The following is a 17778-nucleotide window of genomic DNA, read 5'->3' as shown; positions in this document are numbered from 1 at the left end:
GAGGTCACTCCACAATCACCCGCACAGGCCGTGACGCTGCCGGGGCCAGCGCCAGTCTTGCCTGTATGCGATGCGCGCCGGGGGTCATGGGCCAGAAGACGGTTTCGTCCGCCTGCGCGACCGTGAAAGGGGCGCCGTCGACGATCCAGACGATCTGCGTGTCCTTGCCGCCATTAGCGAGCTTCAACGCCAGCTTGTTGAGATGCGCCGGCTGCTCGGGATTGCGCCACACATGCATATTGTGCTCGGGCGTAGCGATGACGAGCGCGGCGTCGGTCAGCGCGGCGTCTTCGAGCGGCGCGGCGGACGACGCAACCGAAGCCGAGCCGACTTCTCCGGGCTTCACCCATTCACGCAGGGCCTGCGCGCAGCCCGCGCCCGCATCTGCGCGGCAAAGGTCGATCGCGATGCGCTCCGGCGGCGGCGCAAATGTCTCCGGCGCAATCTCGCCGGGCTTGGCGCCGTGCAGCTTCACCATCATGGCGTGGACGAGACGAGCGGCGGAATTGGCGCCGGCGAGCCCGCGCATCCCATTCGCGTCGCCGCGTCCGAGCCACACGCCGACGATATATCTATGCGAATAGGCGAGCGTCCAGGCGTCGCGATAGTTTTGAGACGTGCCTGTCTTCACCGCGACCGCGAAGGGATATTCGAGCGGCCCGTAGCGCGGGAAGGAAGGGAGTCGCGCCTGCGGATCGGAAAGAAAGGACGTGATAAGCCGCGCCGTATCGAGCGACATGACGCGGCGCGGCGGCGCCTTTTTTTCTCCGCGCGCAAAGGAGAGGTCGCGCATCACGCCGTCATCGGCGAGCGCCGCATAGGCGCGCATCAGATCTTCCAGCCGTGTCGGCAAGGCGCCGATCGCCATCGAGACGCCGAAGCTGTCAGGGGTCGCTTCGAGATCATGCAGCCCAAGTTCGTGCAGAAAGTTGAAATTCGCTTCCAGCCCCACGCGACGCAGCAGATTCGTCGCCGGCACGTTGCGCGAATTGGCGAGCGCCTGCCGCGGGGTCATGGGGCCGAGATAGAGCCCGTCGGCATTGGCGACGCCGGAGGCCCCGTCGGCGACGTCGTCGAGCAGATCCGTAGCCTTGATCGCGCCGCGCTCCAGTGCAAGCGCGTAGATGAAGGGCTTGAGCGTCGAGCCGGGCGAACGCGTCACCCGCGTGAAATCGAAGGCGCCGGCGCGCGGATCGTTGTATCCGACCGAGCCGACATCGACGATCACCGCGTTCGTCCCGCGCTCGGCGACCATGACGGCGACTTGCCGTGCGCCGGCGTTGCGGAAGATCGAGAGATAACGTCGCGCGAGCTGCGCCGCGTCGCGCTCGGCCGAAAGATCGATGGTCGCGTGAATGCGTTGATCGGAAAGCGACGCCGGATGCACGCGGCCCTCGCGCGCAAGCCGTTCGTAGCGCAGGACGAGATGCAGCGTTTCTGGACGGCGCTTCGCCTCGAAAGGCTTCATCGCCGCAAGCTCCCGTCGCGCCATTTCGGCTTGCGTGGCGTCCAGCGTCCCTTGTTTTTCGAGCTGTGCGATTGCGTAGCCCGCCCGCTCTTTCGCAAGGCGCAGGCCGCTCTCGCGCGTGACGTTCATGCGGCCGGGCGATTGCGGAATGGCGGCGAGGAGCGCAACCTGCGCCCATGAGAGATCGTCGACGGGCTTGTCGAAATAGAAGCGCGCGGCGTGCGCGATTCCGTGGCTTCCGAGCCCGTACGGCGCCAGTCGCAGATAATGTGCGAGCGTGGCTTCGCGCCCATTGCGCGCGATGATCGCGAGCGCAGTCGCCGCTTCCCACAGCTTGTGAATGTAATCACGTTGCGCCGGCGCCTGCATGCGCGCGACCTGCATGGCGATCGTCGAGGCGCCTTCCATGCGGCGGCGATGAGAGAAATTGTTCCTCAGCGCGCGCAGCACGGCTCTGACGTCGATGCCGGGATGCGCAAAGAAGCGCCTGTCTTCGAGGATGAGCGTCGCCGCCGCAACGCGATCCGGGATGCGTTCGAGTGGCCAGTAGCCGTAATCGACGCGCTTCTCGCCTTTTTCGCCCCGCATTGTGCGGCCAATCTGCGTGAGGAAGACGCCGTTCCGGTCATAGACGATCTGGCTCGCAGGCGGCGCGACGAGACCGGCGTCGTTCGCCGCTTCCTCCATGACCATCGTCCCGCCGCGCAGCGTCGTCAGGGCGACGGCGAGCGCGGCGAGAAGCGCGGTGCGACTCATGGCTGCTTCGCGATTTCCACGCGGGCGCCCGCGCTCTGGCCGCGAACGCCCTTCTTGTACATCGTCTCGGCGAGCGCGGGCGGCTGCGTATAAGAACCGGGCGTCTGCGCCTTGAGGCGGAAGGCGAAGCGGTAATTGCCCTTCGGCAGAGAGTCGTAGGCGTAAAGCACGCGGTCGTCGCCATAGGACACCCAGGTCGGCGCGAGCGTCGGCGCGCCGGAAGGCTGCGCTTCTGCGGGGGCTGTGGCGATGTTGGGATTGAGCGGCTCGTAGCCCGCAGCGAGCGGCAGGGAGATCGCGACGTAGGTGCGATCCTCCGGATTCGCCACTTCCGCCGTCTCCTCGATGACGTCGCCCTGATTGACGTTCAGAACGCCGTCCTTCGTCTCCAGCTTTTCCGGCGCCTGCCCGTTCTTAACGCGCCAGCTCCGCCGCGTGATGACAAAGCCTTCGCTCTCGGGCTTTGCCTTTGCGCCGGCCTCGGCGGGCATGTAGCTCGTTTCGACAAGGGCGATGAGCGGCGCGTTGGACTCGTTGGCGATCGTCAGCGGCGCATCCTTATCGGCGACATGGCGCGCGACCGGGTTGTTGGCGTCGATCGTAACGCTCACCGGCGCGCCGCCTTGCGTGAAGGCGACGCTGATCGGCGTCACGGGGCGGCGCCAGCCTTCAGCGAGCGCCTCGATTGCGCTGGCGTTTGCGTTTGTCGTGCCCCAGCCCTCGCCCTCGCCGAGGCGAAGCAGCGCGTCCCGCAGAACGGGCGCGCGCGGATCGGCAGGCGAGACAAGCGCCGCCGCGCGGAGCATTTCCGCAAGATTGCGCGTCTCGGAGGGCAGGATGAAATCTGACGCGCTCTCGCCGGCCAGTCCCGCATAGATCTGTACGCCGCCGCGGTTCGAGAATTTCACGCGGCTCCACATGGTCTCCATCAGGGAGGCGAGGATTCGCTGGTCGACATTAGGCAGGCGCGCCGCCGCCGCCGCCATTTCCGCGACGCTCTCATTGGGCAGGAAATCCGCGCGTCGTGCGAATTCGGCGACATAGGATTCGTCCAGCTTGCCGCCTTCCGCGAGCGCGGCGAGCGCCGCCGCGCGTTCGCGCATTTCCTCTCCGTTGAGAAGGCGCGAATAATCGGCGCGCAGGGAGAGCTTCAAGATGCCGGCGAGGCGCTCCATCAGCGTCTTGTCCACCGGTTCGCCCGCGCGATCGGCGCGCGCGAGGAAGGCGTAGGCCCAGGCGGTGAGCGAGACATTGCCGCGCGCGCGTGGCCAGAAGGCGACGAGTCCGTCGCCGTCGACCGACTGCTCGATCTGCGTCGCCGCGCTCTTAACGCTCGACGAGACGCGATCCTGCAAGCCCCCCGCCGAGAGAATGGGCGCGAAGCCCTTGAGCGACAGGCCCGCGCGTGCGAGCGCGAGCCGCTGCTCCGTGCAGCCGTAAGGATAATCGACGAGCATGTTCAGGCCGGCGACGAGCTTAACCAGCGCTGGGTCCGCCGCGACGACGATGTCGCGTTTGAAGGTCCGGGCGCGCGGCGCTTCCCCCGTGGCGGCGAGCGTCCTGGTTTCCCCGGGCGCGATTTCGACCACTTCATATTTCCTTGTCGGCTCTCGGTCGGGCTTTACCGGGAGGTCGATCGCCACGGCGTCCCTGGCGCGGTCGGCGTCGCGATCGATGCGGAAATTGAGTTCGACGCTCTCCTCCAGCGACGCGGGCGCCTCGGCGCGCAAATCGACGCGCACGGGTTTGTTTTGCGCCCATTCGATTTTGCGGGCGCTATCGCCCCCGAGCTTCAGGGCCGGCGCGGCGACCGCAGCCTTGCCGCCGCCGCCGGGGCCTTCCACGATGCGCGCGACGAGGCCGATGTCGAACGCGTCGCCCGGGCGGATGAAACGCGGCAGAGCGGGCTGCGCTACGAGCTCCTGGCGGATGAGCATTTCAGAGCCGGCGGCGCCGAAGCGATCGGGGCCGCTCGTCGCTTTGGCGCGCAGCTTGAAGACGGTGAGCGTGTCGGGGAGCGCGACCTTGATTTTCGCGACGCCGTCGTCGCCGACCCTCACGCTTGGCAGATAAATCGGCACGGGCGTGAAATTCTTGCGCACGGAAATATTGTTTTCCGCGCCCCATTCCTGCAGATCGCCGTCGCCGCCCGCGATTTCCTCGAGCGGAATGACGCCGAAGGCCATGTTGCGCGTGTCGCGCGCCGCCATCTTGGTTTCGCGCGCCACGATGAAATCCGGCAGCGGATCGAGCGGGCGTTCCTTCGCGAGCGACAGAACGGCCTGATCGACCATCCAGAAGGTCGCTTCTCCGGAAATCGGCTTGCCGGCGTCGTCGGTGAGCTTAAGCGTCACTTCGACGTCCTGGCCCGGCCGCGCCTTGCCGGGCGCTTCGAGCTTCACGTTCAAGATGTTCTTCACCGGCGTCACCTCGATCCACTTGGTGGAGGCGACGGTGGCGGGCTTGCCCTGGTCGAAATTGGCCGAGGGCTGCGGCGCGCTGTCCTTGAGGCGCCCGCGCATGATCAGAAAATGCACGGCGAGCTTCGGCGTCTGCTCTTTCTTCACGGGCAGCGAAAAGCGGCCAAAGCCATTGGCGACGTCGACGAAGCTGTAATCGTAGACGCCGTTCGGCTGCTCCACGATGGCGAGCGCGCGGGCGTTCTGGAAGGGCGACTGGATAACGAGCGTCGCGGTTTCGCCCGGCGCGTATTTCTCCTTGTCGGCGGTCACCGTCGCCGACGCGGCGGGCGGCCGGGCGAAGGTGACGGGCGTGTCGCCGCCGACGAAGAAATCGACGCTCACCTGCTGGCGGCGCTTCAATTTGTCATAGGCTTCGAGCTGCACGACATAGACGCCCGCGTCTTTCGTCATGAGCTCGATCTTCTGGGCGTCCTTCGCACTCGTCACCTTGCGTTCGAGGATCGTTTCATCCTGAACCTGCGTGACATATTTCGCCGCGCCTTGAGCGAAGTCGCTCGCCTGCAACGTCGAGATCCAGTTGCGTCTGATAAGACGCAGGGTCATCTCGAGGCCCGCAATCGTTTCTCCTTTGCCGTCGACGGCGATCAGTTCCGGCGTTACTGCGCCGGGCTTCTCCACATAACGCGGCGTCTTCACGCCGAGCACGAAGGGCGGCAGCGCGATGACGTTCTGGACGTTGCGGACTTCAATACCGTCATCGCCCGTGACCGTCGCCTCTATGGAGTAGCGGCGCGGCTGGGCGGTGGGCTCGATCGTCGTGTCGAAGGTCATGCGGGCGGCGCCGCCGGCGTCGGTGCGCGCGTCGCGCTCCAGAACGGCGGTCGACTTGAACTTGCCGTCGCCCGAGAAGCGCGCGTCTGTCGAAAAGAGATAGCTCTCGCGATTCGGCGGCGTGAAGACATGCGGAAATTGCGCGGCGCGCCACTTGACCGGGCGATCCGCGGCGAGCCCGCCCGCGAAATAGCGCGCCAGCAGATCGACGTCGAAGGCTCCGTCGAGCGCGACCGTCTGCGGCGCGTTAAGGACGACCTCGAAAGTCGGCAGGCGGTAGGCCTCCTTCTTGAAGGTGAACTGACCGCAGTAATTGTCCTGCGGAGCCGCCTCGGCGCTTTCGCTTTCGGCGCCTTCTTCGCCTTCCTTGCCCTCCTTCGTCGCTTCTTTCTTCGGCGTCGCGTCGGGTTCGAATTTCACCGAATAGTCGCCGGTCGCCGGAGTTTGTGCGTCGAACTTGTGATAGAAGCTCCCTCTCGCGTCGAGCTTCACCGGAATGCGCCATTCCTGATTGTTGGGCGCGGTGACGACGAGCGTTCCGCCGGTCTTCGTGAGCTTCAGCGCGCCGCCATTGTAAGTTCGGACGAAGCCTTTGATGTGAGCGGTCTCTTCCGGCCGATAGATCGGCCGTTCGGAAAAGACATGGCAGAGCGTGCGCGGCTTTTCGGTCCGCTGCGGGTCTGTCTCCGAGACCCAGGAGAGCCATTGCGTTTCGGGTTTGGACCAGAGCTCCTTCGCATATTCCGAGGGCGCGCTGTCGGGGTCGATCACGAGCGTATCGAGCCCCTTGCTGACGACGACGCGGCGCAATTCGCCGTCGCCGCGCTTGTTCGGGGTCCAGGAAAAGAAGCCGTTGGCGTCGGTCGTTCCCGTGGCGAGCGCGATGAACTTGTCGTCCTTCACGCCCTCGACGCGAATTTGCGCGCCGGCGACAGGCTGCGCGGTCGAGAGCGAAGTGACGGCGAAGCGCACGCGCGTCGGCTCCTCGATGGCGGAGAGAGAGAGGTCGGTGACCTGAACGCGCAGCCATTTGCGGCTGCTGGCGTCGACCGCGCGCAGCCCCACGAGATAGGTTCCCGGCTGCTCGCGCCCGGCGATGCGCGCGAAATCGTCTTTCATGTCGACGCCAAATTTGGCGTCCGGACCATTGCGCTTGATGGGGAGATCGACGAGACGCGAGACCGCCGGCGAACCGAGCGTCTTGATGCGCGCCTTGATGGCGTCGACTTCGATATTGCCGCTCTCACTCCAGCGCTTCGGCTCGTTGCCGGGCAGCGGCGGCTCGTCGTCGTCATTGGTCTCCACGCCCTTTTCGGGGAAGGGCCAGAAGTCGCGCGCGATCGGATCGATCGCATGCACGCGAATGTCCGCGCGATCGTAGCCGCGCCCGCGCAGCGGTAGAAGCTGCGCGCCGAAACGCTCGACGACGCCATATCCCGCGTCCCATTGCAGGGACGGGTTGTCGCGCGTGAAGGCGAAGCGCTGCGTGAAGGCCGAGGCGAAGGGCCTGCCGCGTTTGTCCTTCAGCGCCCCGGGCGCGATGGCGAGTTCATAGACCTTGTCGGAAAGAAATTTGCCGGTGATTTTCAGATGGCTCGAATCCGTCTCGACGGCCAGGTCGTCAACCGGCGGCGTGATGCGCAGGGCTTCGCGCGCATGGAGGATGTCGAGCGTCTCGGGCTCCGCGTTGAGGCTCAAGGTCAGGCGGCGCTTGGCGGTCGGGATGTAGGTCGACGCCTCGCCGCTTTCCTCGTCGCCGCTCTCGGGCGCCGGAACGTCGCCATTTGCGGCGCAGCGCAGCACGCCGCCGAGATTGTCGTCGCTCCAGCCGCGTCCGCAGGTCGCCTCGCTCACGGCGAAAGGCAGGGCCGTGCGGATGCGCAGCTCATACGTCTCGTCGTCGAGGCCGGGCTCGTCGGAGAGTTTGAGGCGCAGAATGACGACGCGGCCGTCGCTGACGCCGTCGCGCAGGCGCAGCACATAAGTCTGTTCGGCGCCGGACTCTTTTCGCTCCAGGGCGCGAATGTCGTAGGCCGAGGGACTCAAGATCTGTCCGCTCAGCGGCGACACGCCCGGCGCGGGCCGCAGCTCCAGCGTGATCAGCCGCGCGAGCGCCGCGGCATCGAGCGGCTGCGCGAAAGTGAGGGCGATCTGGGTGAGCTCCGGCGTGGGATCGGCGCCGTCGGCGGGATTGGTGGAGGTCGGCGTCGGCAGGAGCGCGACAAGCTTCTGCTCGGCGCCGCCACTTTTCACCGTCACGCGCGACAAAGGCTTCCACGGCTCCGCCGGCCGGAACTGCAAGGCGCGCGCGCCGATCCAGCGCCATTCGCCGGCTTGCTGCGGCGAGATGGCGGCGTAGCGGGCCGCGTTGTCTTCCGGTCCGCCGGCCTTCGGCCCCGTGTCGCCGGGGAAGAAAATCGTGAGGGGGTCATAGGCGCGCAGAAAACGGTCGGGCGTAATGCGGGCGCCGTCTGCGCGTTGCGCTCGGTCGAAAACGGGCGGCGCTTCGGCGCGCGCGGGTTGCGCGAAAGAGATCGCCGCGCAAAGGCAAAGGAAAAGCGACTTTTTCATCGATGTGACTTTCATGGCTAATCACTTGCTCTTTTTCAGGCCGGCTTTGTCGAGGAGATCGGCGACGACCTCCTCCGGCGGGCGCGCGGGCGGCGGCGATATGCCGACGATCGCGGCGCGAATGGTGGTTGCGGCGGAGTCCGCGGGTACGCGCGCTTCGACGAAGTAGCGGCCGGGCGCGAGCTTAACGACCTGGCCTACGCCGTCGCCGAGCGCCTTGCCGTTCGCATCCATCAGGCGCGCGCTCACGCGATCCGGCTCCGCGCGAACGCCGATTCCGATGTCGCCTTCGCGCTTCGTCTCGAAGGCGAAGAGGACGCTCGCGCCGGGCGCCGCTGCAACGGCGTCGTTCACGCCTTCATGCGCCTCGATTACTTTCTGCGCCCCGATGTCGAGCGCGCCCGACAGCGCGCCGTCATGCGGCGAATAGATGTCGAGCGTCGCGTCGCCGGCGGCCATGTAGTGACGAAATTCCACGCCGGCGGGATAAGCGAAGCTTTCGCGCTTGCCGTTCCGCGTGAAAGAGACGAGCGCGGGCGAGCCGCTCGAGGCCGTGAGCATGACCGGCGCGTCGCGCCTGACGGCGAAGCGCATGGCCGGACCTTCGAGCGCGATGCGCTGCGGCAACTCGACGGCGCGCGCCGCCGGCTGCGGCCAGGGCGCGGCGCCCGCGCGCTCAATCCAAGCGGCGACAAGGCCGGGCTTGTAGTCGAGGACGAGTTCCCCATCGCCGTCGAGCGCAATGTCGTTCCCGCGCAAGACGCGGCCGCTCTTGGAGAGAAGAGTCGCGTCGGCGCCGAACGCGATAAGTCGGTCGCCTTTCTCCGCCGCAACGGGAAGGGAAAGCTGGCCGGCGGCGCCGAAGAAGCGTTTGAGCGCCGTCTTCGCAGTCAGCGCAAGGGGCGTATCGGGCGTCCGTGAGAGGCGGGCCGGGAGCGGCTGGCCGGTCATATTGACGAGAAGCACGCGCTCGCCCGCGCCGTGGATCACGCGCGTGACGGCGGCGCCGTCGCCAAAGGCGGCGCGCGCATCGATGAAGGCCGCAAGGCCGCCCGCAAGGTCGAGCGCAAGCGGCGCGCCGGACTTCTCCATATCGACCGGCAGCGCGCTCAGCGGCGGGACGAGACCCGCGAACAGGGCGCCGCCACTGAGAGCCGGGCGCGTCTCGACGTCGACGGCCAAGAGCGTCGCGCGCATGGCGGCGGAGCTGTCCGCATTCCACAATTGCGGGGCGTCGTCGCTCGCGAGCGCGATGGCCGCGCCTTGCGCGACGCCCATGCCCTTGCCCGCGTCGATTAGAGGCTGCGCGAAGGTCGAGCGCGCCAGCCAGAGGCGCGTCTTGCCGCGCGGCGCGCCGAGCGGCGGGAGATAAGCGCGCTCGCTCTCGCCAATGTCGAGCGTAATTTCCTGGCCGAGCCACTCGAAGGCGGCGATGTTCGCTTTGGCTTTGCAATCACGCGCGAGAAGCCACAGCGCTTGCGATTGCGGCGCGAGCGCGCCTGTTCGCGCCGGGCGCAGCGGACGGCCCGGCGCCGAGCCGGCGGCGATCGTGTCCGACGTCGTCAGCCGGACGAGCGCGGCGTCGGGCGTCTCCACCCTGGCGACGCAGATCGCCGGCTGCACGCCATTCACAGCGTCGAAGGAGACGTCGCCGGCGCGTCGCGCGCGCTGTTCGACTGCGCGGGCGGTCACAATGACAGGCTCCGTGGCGCCGTCGACCGGCCAGACGGTCGCGCGCCATTCGCTTTTCTCGTCGGCCGGCCAGGCGATGACGGGCGCGAGGCCGCGCTCGGCGCCGACGACGCGCCATGCAGCGCCCTCGCGCTTTTCGACGGAGACGGCGACTTCCGCCGCGGAACGCGCCGCGACCAGGACCAGCGAACCGGCGGGCGGCGCGGGCAGAGCGAGGCGCTGCGCCTCGCCGCCCGTGAGCGTCGTCTCGTCTGTAAAGGCGAGCGGAGCGCCGTCCTTTTCATTGAGCAGCGAGAGACGCGCCTCGACGCCGCTTTCGTCTTCCTGCTCGTCGCTCGCATTGGCGGCGGCGCCTTCGTCGGCGCGGCCATCGTCGCTGGCGCTCTCGGGCTCGTCGGCCGGCTCCCCGGCCGCTTCGTCGCCCGGCGGATTGCGCGTCGCGCCCAGCTCTTCCAGCTCCAGTCGATAGGAGCCCGCCGGGAGACGGCGCGACAGCGCGACGTTCCAGTCATTGGCGCGCGGCTCCAGCCGCTCGACAATGTCGCCCGAGGCGGTCTTCAGCGCGCCGATCGTCTCCTTGTCGCCGAAGGTCGAGAGATCGACGACGCTTTCCTTCGCCAGATTGAAATCGAGCCGCGCGGGCAGCTCCACGCGCCGCGGCGCGCCGGGCTGCAATTGCGGCGAGGAAAGCGCGATCTCGTAATCGAGCCGGTCGTCATGGGAGAGGCTGCGCGCCTCGACGCGATATTCGCCTGCCGCGAGCTTGCTCTTGAAAGGTCGGTCGCCGGCGACCTTGCCGACGCTCTCCTTCTCGCCCTTCAGGATGTCGCCGATCATGCCTTCGCCGATCGACAGCTCAATGTCTGAATCGCCCGCGAGGGTGAAGCGCCAGACATCCGGCGCGCGCGGGGCGTCCTTCGCCGGCGGCTCGCGCCATTGCAGCTTCCGCGCCCGCTCGAAGGGCAGGGGATGCGGACCGTGGCCTTCGAGCGCGGCTTCGGGGATGATCGGCCGGAGGCGTGCGACCATGCGCGCCTCGACGTCCGACGGGCTCACGACGAGGCGGTAGGCGCCGGGCTCGAAACGATGGGTCTCGCGCTTGAATGGGCCGGGCCTGGTCAGCGGCCAGCCCTCCGCGTCTTCGAGGCGCGCCTGCCAGTCCTGCGTGAGGCTGGCGAGCTCGATGCGATAGTCCCCCGCGTGCGTGATCTCGAAGGGGACGATGGCGCCCTTGCCTGGGGCGAGCGCCGCGCGCGCGTCCCCCTTGTCCGTGAGCTTGGCCGTCGAGGTCAAAATTGCGGGCGAGACGGAGAGGCCGAGATGGCCGTCGGACTCTTTCGCGGTGACGGCGGCGCGATAGGCGCCGGCGCGCAGATAGGTCGTGACCAACCCATTATCGCCTGGTCCATTGGCCTCGCCTTCGCCGAGTTTCGGCGAAACTGCGGCGCCAATGCGCAACGCCGTCTTCATGCGTCCGAGCGTCTCGACGCGATAGAGCCCGCCCTGCCCGACGTCGAATTGCAATTTCTTCGTTTCGTCGCGCTTGAGATCGAAGAAGGCGGGGCGGCCTGCGGCGGCGCGCGTTTTCACGTTTTCCCCACCGTCGGCCTCCGGCGTCGCGGCCGACTCCTCAGGCAGATAGACGAGGCCGACCGCGCGCTCGCTCTCGGCGGCCGCGATTTTCGCCGTGACGAGGCGCTGGTCGTTCTCCGTCTTCTCTTCCGTGAAGGCGAGCGGGATGTCGGCGCCCGAAGCGTCGCGCGCGGCGATCTTGCCGTCCTTGGGGACGCGCAGCGGAACCGTCAGCGCCTGTCCTTGGGCCTGATGCAACGCGAGCGGCGCCTTGGCGAGATCCACAGGCAGGGCGACGACGCGGGGGCCGGTGAGAAGCTGCGGCGCGACGTTTGTCAGAATGAGATAAGAGCCGTTGGGCGCAAGCTGGCCTTCGCCGAAGGGCAGAGAGGCGCGCGAGGGCGCCGGCGTCGGCGCGGGGGCGGCGAGACCGGGCGGACCAAGCGTCAGGTCGACCACGCCGCCGTTCAGCGGTTCAAGCGTGAGAAGATAGTAGCCGGCGACGAGATCGTAGCGCGTAGCGTCCCTGCCGTCGCTGCGCGGCGCGAGATTGCCGAGCGCGGGTTCGATCGTCGCCCTCAATTTCGCGCCCTTGGCGTCGATCGCCACCTGACCGTCGCGCGTCGCCTCGAAGAGAAGCGAGACCGGGCCAAGCAGGTTGAACTTGCCGCGCCACGCTTTTCCGGCGCCGATGCGCGGCATGTCCGAGGCGAGAACCTGCGTCCGGCCGTCTTTTTCAATGCGCGCGAAAAGGGCGGTCAGCGGCGCCTCGTCGCCGCCTTCGCCCGCAACGTCGATCGAGACGAGGTGCGGGCCGGCGGCTTCGAAAGTCTCGCGATTCGACTGACGCACGGCGCGCAGGCTGTAGGTCTGGCCCTCATAGCCCGAGACCTCGACCCGCGCAGTCGCGGCGCCGTCGCCGGGGAGGCGCAGCGACGCGACGGGAGCCCGGCTCGCCTTGTCGATAGCCGCAATCCGGCGCGATTCGCCGCGCTTCGCCTCGAGGCGCGCCGGCGCCTGTTGCGGCAGGTCGAGCCGGAACGAGTCGTAGCTGGCCGGCGCCTCGTATCGCGCCGAGCCGAAGGGACCGATGACGCCTTCCGCCACGCCAGCAGCCAGCAGCGCGGGCTCGGCGAGGCGCAGCATGAAAGGCTGCGCGCCGGCGCCGTCCGACCAGACGAGCTTTTCGCCGCCATAGGCTGTCACCGTATAGCGACCGGCCGGGAGCTTCCCTTCGAGGCGTAACCGGTTCATGAAGCGGCCGGGCTTCGTCTCGACGGAGGCGCGTTCAAAGGCGAGGTCGGCAAGCGCGCCGTCCGCCTGCCAGACGCGCAAATCCTGCAGAGCGCGGCCGACGGCTTCGATAAAGACGGGACGGTCGTTCTTGACCTCCAGCGTAAAGGACCGCTGCTGAAGGTCGCCAAGCTCGCCGCTCTGCGCGGCGCCGGGCGCGAGCGAGGGCCGCGCCGACTCGACCTCGGCGAACGGCTCGACGCTCACGCTCGCCTTACCCTTGCCGTCCCTCACCGCATCGACGCGCAGCTTGTAGACGCCCTTGTCGAGCAGCGCGTCGATGCGGCCGTCGCGCAGACCGGCGGCGCCCGACGAATCGAGCGGTCCCGCGATCATGTCGACAAGCTCGATGCGGGCGCCGGTCGGGCTCTTGACGCGAATCGAGTAGCGGCCCGGCGCGGGGATCGTCAGCAGGCTTGCGCCGCCCTTGTCGAGGGCGAGCTCCCCGGGCGCGACAGCGATCGCCGCAGGCCGGGGCTTCGCCTCGACAATCTGATCCTTTAGCGGGTCTCTGGCCTTGGAAGGGAAGGCGGAAAAGAGATAGGCCGCCGCAGCGGCCAAAAGGGAGAAAGCAATGCGCCGCATGAGGCCACCGTAAAATGCGTGAACGGCGCGAGGGCCGCGAGGCGAAGATTGGGTCCGTTTCGCCGGAAAGTCGAGGCTTGACGCCTTTTTGTCCCTGACCGCCATCGACGCGCTCCCATACGAATTTGAGACAGGCCGATTTTGTCCTAAACTGACGATGACAAATTAGATTTGCGCTGGCGCACAGCCGGCGCGCGCATTTTACTGGAGACGCCATGCGACGGTCCATTTACGCTTTGACGACGGCTCTCGCGCTTGTCGCCTCGGGCGCGTCCCTCGCGGAAGTCGTGACGTTGCGCGCGCCAGTCGATTTGCGCGCCAAGCCGGGGGCGAAGCGTCCGGTCGTCATCACCGTCGCCGCCGGCGGCGAGCTCGATGTCGTCAAGGACGGCCGCGAATGGGTGGTGGTCTCATTCCAGGGCCGGTCGTTTTATGCCTCCGCCGCGCAATTGACCAACGCGACGCCGAGCGACCGGCCGTCGCCCGACCCGACCTGCGATTACGGCTATCCCTATTCAGGCAGCAATCTGTTTTTCACCCGCCCGCTCGCGCAATTGCGCCATAGCGAGCCGCTCGGATTCCTACTGGGCTATCACAACTACTATCCGTGCTGAGCGCGCCGGTTTTCGTCAGGCGAAGCTGCGACAAAATCGCGCTAAGGCGCGTTTCTGCGCTTTGCGGCCTTGTCGTAAAAATTGTCGGGGCGCCGTGGAAATGCAGGCGGCGCCTAGCGCGATCCATGTTACGAATTCTTGATCTGTGACAATTGCGCGCACAAGCTGTTTGGGATCGCCAGTCTTGATCTCTGTCAAATTCCGGTAGTTGCTGCGTTGTACAATGCATATGTGTCTCGAGATCGAGCGCAATGAGACTTTGTCACGCTTTCCGAGGCGGCGCCGAGAGTCTCGCATGCGCAAGAAATCCGCGGAAACCTCCAGAGGAAAGACATATGGAGCGGTCCCCTCTTATCGCGAAACAAATGACCTTCGGCGAGAAATCGCTGAGCGCCGTTTTCCTCGCCCTGGCCATTGCGACGGCCTTCATCGCGACCAGGGCCTATACCCCCGCTTACGCCTTCCACGCGGCGCTCTTCGCGTTGGGATCCATCGGCGCCGTCGTCGCGATCCAGTTGCGCTACCGCGCGCGAGACGCCCAATTGCCGCCGCTGACGGTGGACGGGCGGCCCAATTACAATTACGGACCGATCAAATTCGCGTCGGTCGCCGCGTTGTTCTGGGGCGTCGCCGGCTTTGTCGTGGGCCTCTACATCGCGCTGGAGCTCGCCTATCCGGCTCTCAATTTCGATCTCCCCTGGACCAATTTCGGGCGGTTGCGTCCGCTGCACACTTCCGCGGTGATTTTCGCCTTCGGCGGAAACGTGCTGCTCGCGACGTCCTTCTACGTCATGCAGCGCACGAGCCGCGCACGCATCGCCGGCGATCTGGCGCCCTGGTTCGTCATTCTGGGCTACAATTTCTTCATCCTCATCGCGGGCACGGGCTACCTGCTCGGCATTACCCGCAGCCACGAATATGCGGAGCCCGAATGGTACGCGATTCTCTGGCTCGTCGTGGTGTGGGTGACTTATCTCCTCGTCTATCTCTTCACGCTGGCGCGCCGGACGGAGCCGCACATCTATGTCGCGAACTGGTTCTATCTTTCCTTCATCGTGACGATCGCCGTTCTGGTGCTCGGCAACAACGCCGAGATTCCGATCTCGATCTTCTCGCCGAAATCGGTGATCGTCTGGGCGGGCGTGCAGGACGCCATGATCCAGTGGTGGTACGGCCATAACGCCGTGGGCTTCTTTCTGACCACCGGCTTCCTCGGCATCATGTATTACTTCGTCCCGAAACGCGCCGATCGCCCGATCTATTCCTACCGCCTGTCCATCGTGCATTTCTGGTCGCTGATCTTCCTCTATATCTGGGCCGGCCCGCATCATCTGCATTACACCGCGCTGCCCGACTGGGCGCAAACGCTCGGCATGGTGTTCTCGGTCGTGCTGTGGATGCCTTCATGGGGCGGCATGATCAACGGCCTGATGACGCTTTCCGGCGCGTGGGACAAGCTGCGCACGGACCCTGTCCTGCGCATGCTCGTCGTGTCGGTCGCCTTCTATGGCATGTCGACCTTCGAGGGCCCGCTGATGTCGGTGAAGGCGGTGAATTCGCTCAGCCACTATACCGACTGGGGTATCGGCCACGTGCATTCTGGCAGCCTCGGCTGGGTCGCCTTCGTGTCCTTCGGCGCGCTCTATTGTCTGATCCCCTGGGCGTTCAACAAGCGGCTCTACTCGCTGAAGCTCGTGAACTGGCACTTCTGGATCTCGACGATCGGCATCGTGTTCTACATCACCTCGATGTGGGTGGCGGGCATCATGCAGGGCCTCATGTGGCGCGCCTACACGCCGCAGGGCTTCCTCGAATATTCTTTCGTGGAGACGACCGAGGCGCTGCATCCGGAATATGTCATCCGCGCAATCGGCGGCGGGCTGTTCGTCATCGGCGCGCTGATCATGGTCTACAACATCTGGCGGACCATCGCCTCGCCCGCTGTCGAACCGGCGCAGGACGTCGCCGCCTCGCCCATGCCTGCCGAGTGAGGACAAGAAGATGACTCAATCGACCGAACACGCCTCTCCCGGCGGCTTCCACAAGCTGCTGGAGACCAACTCGATCCTCTTCATCGTCGCCATGCTGGTCGTGGTGTCGATCGGCGGCATCGTCGAGATTGTTCCGCTCTTTTATTTGAAGAACACGATCGAGAAGGTCGAGGGGGTGCGTCCCTATTCGCCTCTGGAGCTCGCGGGCTACAACATCTATGTCCGCGAGGGCTGCTATACCTGCCATTCACAGATGATCCGCCCGCTGCGCGACGAGGTGGAGCGCTATGGCCATTACTCGCTCGCCGCAGAGAGCATGTACGACCATCCCTTCCAATGGGGCTCTAAACGCACGGGGCCGGACCTCGCGCGCGTCGGCGGCAAATATTCGAACGACTGGCAGCGCGACCATCTGCGCGATCCGCGCGCGGTGGTTCCGCCTTCGATCATGCCGGGCTATCCGTTCCTCGCGCGGACGCCGCTCAAGGCCGAGCACATAGAGGAGCAGATGCGGGTTCTGCGCGTCGTCGGCGTGCCCTATACGGACGAGCAGATCGAAAATGCGCAGTCCGATCTCCTCGCGCAGGCGTCGCCCGACGCCGCCGGGGGCGCGGAGATGCAGAAGCGCTACCCGAACGCCGTCTTTTCCGACTCGCCGTCGAAAACGGGCGTGACGGAGGAAGACGCGCTCGTCGCCTATCTGCAGCATCTCGGCGTATCGGTCGACTTCAAGCTTTACGACGACAAGGCCAACATCAGGTGACGCCATGAACGTGCAAGCGGCCGAAGCGGCGTCCGCCTATGAGAGCTGGCGATCCTTTGCGGGCTTCTGGGGATTGATCTTCTTCGGCCTGATCTTCCTCGGCGTGGTCGCTTACGTCTTCTGGCCGTCGCGCCGGAAGCAGTTCGAGCAGGACGCCCAAATTCCCTTCCGAGAGGACGACGACGATGTCTCAGGACACGTTTGATAAAGACAAAGTCAGAATCGACCCGGTGAGCGGCACGCCGACCACGGGCCATGAGTGGGACGGCATCGAGGAACTGAACACGCCGTTGCCGCGCTGGTGGGTGTGGACCTTTTGGATCACGGTCATCTGGGGCGTCGGCTACACCATCGCCTATCCGGCCTGGCCGACCGCGGATGGCGGCACGCAGGGCCTCTTCGCCTGGAATTCGCGCACGCAGGTCGCGAATGAGGTCGCCGATCTGGAGACGACGCGCGGCCCCGTGCTCGACAAGATCAAGGCGGCGCCGCTGGACAGGATCGAATCCGATCCCGAACTGCTCGCCGCCGCGCGCATGGTCGGCAAGGTGGCTTTCGCGACGAACTGCGCCTCCTGCCATGGCGCCGGCGGGCAGGGCGCGAAGGGCTACGCCAATCTGAACGACGACGACTGGATCTGGGGCGGCAAGCTTTCCGACATCAAACAGACGATCGAGCATGGCGTACGCTGGGAAGCCGACAAGGCGACTCATTCGTCCGCGATGCCCGCCTTCGGACGGGACGGCATTCTCACGCCCGAGCAGATCTCGGTCGTCGCCGATCACGTGCGCACCTATGCCGAGACGCCGGATTCGGACGCGCCGACGCCGGAGGGCGAGAAGCTTTACGCCGAGAATTGCGCGAGCTGCCACGGCGTCGAGGGCAAGGGCAATCCGGAGATGGGCGCGCCGGCTCTCTACGATCAGGTGTGGCTCTACGGCTCAGACAAGCCGACCATCGTCGCGCGCATCGTCAATGGCGGCGGCGCCGTGATGCCGGCCTGGAAGGACCGGCTCGACGACACGACGATCAAGGCGCTGACCGTCTATGTGCATTCGCTCGGCGGCGGACAGTAAGGGAGAACTCTCCTTCTCCCGCTTGCGGGAGAAGGTGTCGCGCCATAGGGCGTCTGCAAGACGCCCGTCTTTCGACGGGCTATGGCGTGACGGATGAGGGCGGCCTTCAACCATCCCCGCTGACGCGGGGCCACCCTCTCCCG

8 protein-coding genes are annotated in these 17778 nt (G+C 66.4%); 5 read left to right on the top strand and 3 right to left on the bottom strand.

Annotated elements, in window-relative coordinates; translation table 11 throughout:
* Positions 1 to 4: 4 nt before the first annotated feature.
* From ACNHKD_RS16365 to ACNHKD_RS16355, 3 genes are read right to left on the bottom strand one after another with little or no spacing between them, the layout of a single operon-like run.
* Positions 5 to 2224 (bottom strand): transglycosylase domain-containing protein, encoded by a 2220-nt coding sequence (locus ACNHKD_RS16365; protein ID WP_442754548.1) that lies wholly within the window; start codon positions 2222 to 2224, stop codon positions 5 to 7.
* Complete coding sequence (locus ACNHKD_RS16360) at positions 2221 to 8049, bottom strand: MG2 domain-containing protein (protein WP_442754547.1); 5829 nt, start codon at positions 8047 to 8049, stop codon at positions 2221 to 2223. The genes ACNHKD_RS16365 and ACNHKD_RS16360 overlap by 4 nt, the downstream gene beginning before the upstream one ends.
* 21 nt (positions 8050 to 8070) lie before the next feature.
* On the bottom strand, positions 8071 to 13191 hold the full coding sequence (locus tag ACNHKD_RS16355; protein ID WP_442754546.1) for a hypothetical protein: 5121 nt from the start codon (positions 13189 to 13191) through the stop codon (positions 8071 to 8073).
* A 215-nt stretch (positions 13192 to 13406) separates the two neighbouring features.
* Between ACNHKD_RS16355 and ACNHKD_RS16350 the strand changes: the two genes are divergently transcribed.
* From ACNHKD_RS16350 to ccoP, 5 genes are all read left to right on the top strand, one after another.
* Entirely contained in the window at positions 13407 to 13805 is a 399-nt protein-coding gene (locus ACNHKD_RS16350) for an SH3 domain-containing protein (RefSeq protein WP_442754545.1), read from the top strand.
* Positions 13806 to 14140: 335 nt separating this feature from the next.
* Positions 14141 to 15796, top strand: coding sequence for a cytochrome-c oxidase, cbb3-type subunit I (ccoN, locus tag ACNHKD_RS16345; RefSeq protein ID WP_442754543.1), 1656 nt, complete (start codon positions 14141 to 14143; stop codon positions 15794 to 15796).
* 10 nt (positions 15797 to 15806) lie between these two features.
* On the top strand, positions 15807 to 16559 hold the full coding sequence (gene ccoO / locus ACNHKD_RS16340; protein WP_442754542.1) for a cytochrome-c oxidase, cbb3-type subunit II: 753 nt from the start codon (positions 15807 to 15809) through the stop codon (positions 16557 to 16559).
* Positions 16560 to 16563: 4 nt separating this feature from the next.
* Positions 16564 to 16764: a cbb3-type cytochrome oxidase subunit 3 gene (locus tag ACNHKD_RS16335; RefSeq protein ID WP_442754541.1), complete on the top strand. Its 201-nt coding sequence runs from the start codon at positions 16564 to 16566 to the stop codon at positions 16762 to 16764.
* Entirely contained in the window at positions 16745 to 17635 is an 891-nt protein-coding gene (gene ccoP / locus ACNHKD_RS16330) for a cytochrome-c oxidase, cbb3-type subunit III (RefSeq protein WP_442754540.1), read from the top strand. Before ACNHKD_RS16335 ends, ccoP begins: the two co-directional genes overlap by 20 nt.
* Positions 17636 to 17778: the final 143 nt, after the last annotated feature.

It is taken from the genome of Methylocystis sp. JAN1 (assembly GCF_052186135.1).
Classification (GTDB): domain Bacteria; phylum Pseudomonadota; class Alphaproteobacteria; order Rhizobiales; family Beijerinckiaceae; genus Methylocystis.
The sequence above is the reverse complement of the archived record's forward strand: the minus strand, read 5'-3'. Positions and strand labels throughout refer to the sequence as shown.

Excerpts from the sequence above, each read along its gene's own strand:
- ACNHKD_RS16365 (WP_442754548.1), bottom strand. The coding sequence starts at position 2,224 with ATGAGTCGCACCGCGCTTCTCGCCGCGCTCGCCGTCGCCCTGACGACG.
- ccoN (WP_442754543.1), top strand. The coding sequence starts at position 14,141 with ATGGAGCGGTCCCCTCTTATCGCGAAACAAATGACCTTCGGCGAGAAA.
- ACNHKD_RS16355 (WP_442754546.1), bottom strand. The coding sequence starts at position 13,191 with ATGCGGCGCATTGCTTTCTCCCTTTTGGCCGCTGCGGCGGCCTATCTC.
- ccoO (WP_442754542.1), top strand. The coding sequence starts at position 15,807 with ATGACTCAATCGACCGAACACGCCTCTCCCGGCGGCTTCCACAAGCTG.
- ACNHKD_RS16360 (WP_442754547.1), bottom strand. The coding sequence starts at position 8,049 with ATGAAAAAGTCGCTTTTCCTTTGCCTTTGCGCGGCGATCTCTTTCGCG.
- ccoP (WP_442754540.1), top strand. The coding sequence starts at position 16,745 with ATGTCTCAGGACACGTTTGATAAAGACAAAGTCAGAATCGACCCGGTG.
- ACNHKD_RS16335 (WP_442754541.1), top strand. The coding sequence starts at position 16,564 with ATGAACGTGCAAGCGGCCGAAGCGGCGTCCGCCTATGAGAGCTGGCGA.
- ACNHKD_RS16350 (WP_442754545.1), top strand. The coding sequence starts at position 13,407 with ATGCGACGGTCCATTTACGCTTTGACGACGGCTCTCGCGCTTGTCGCC.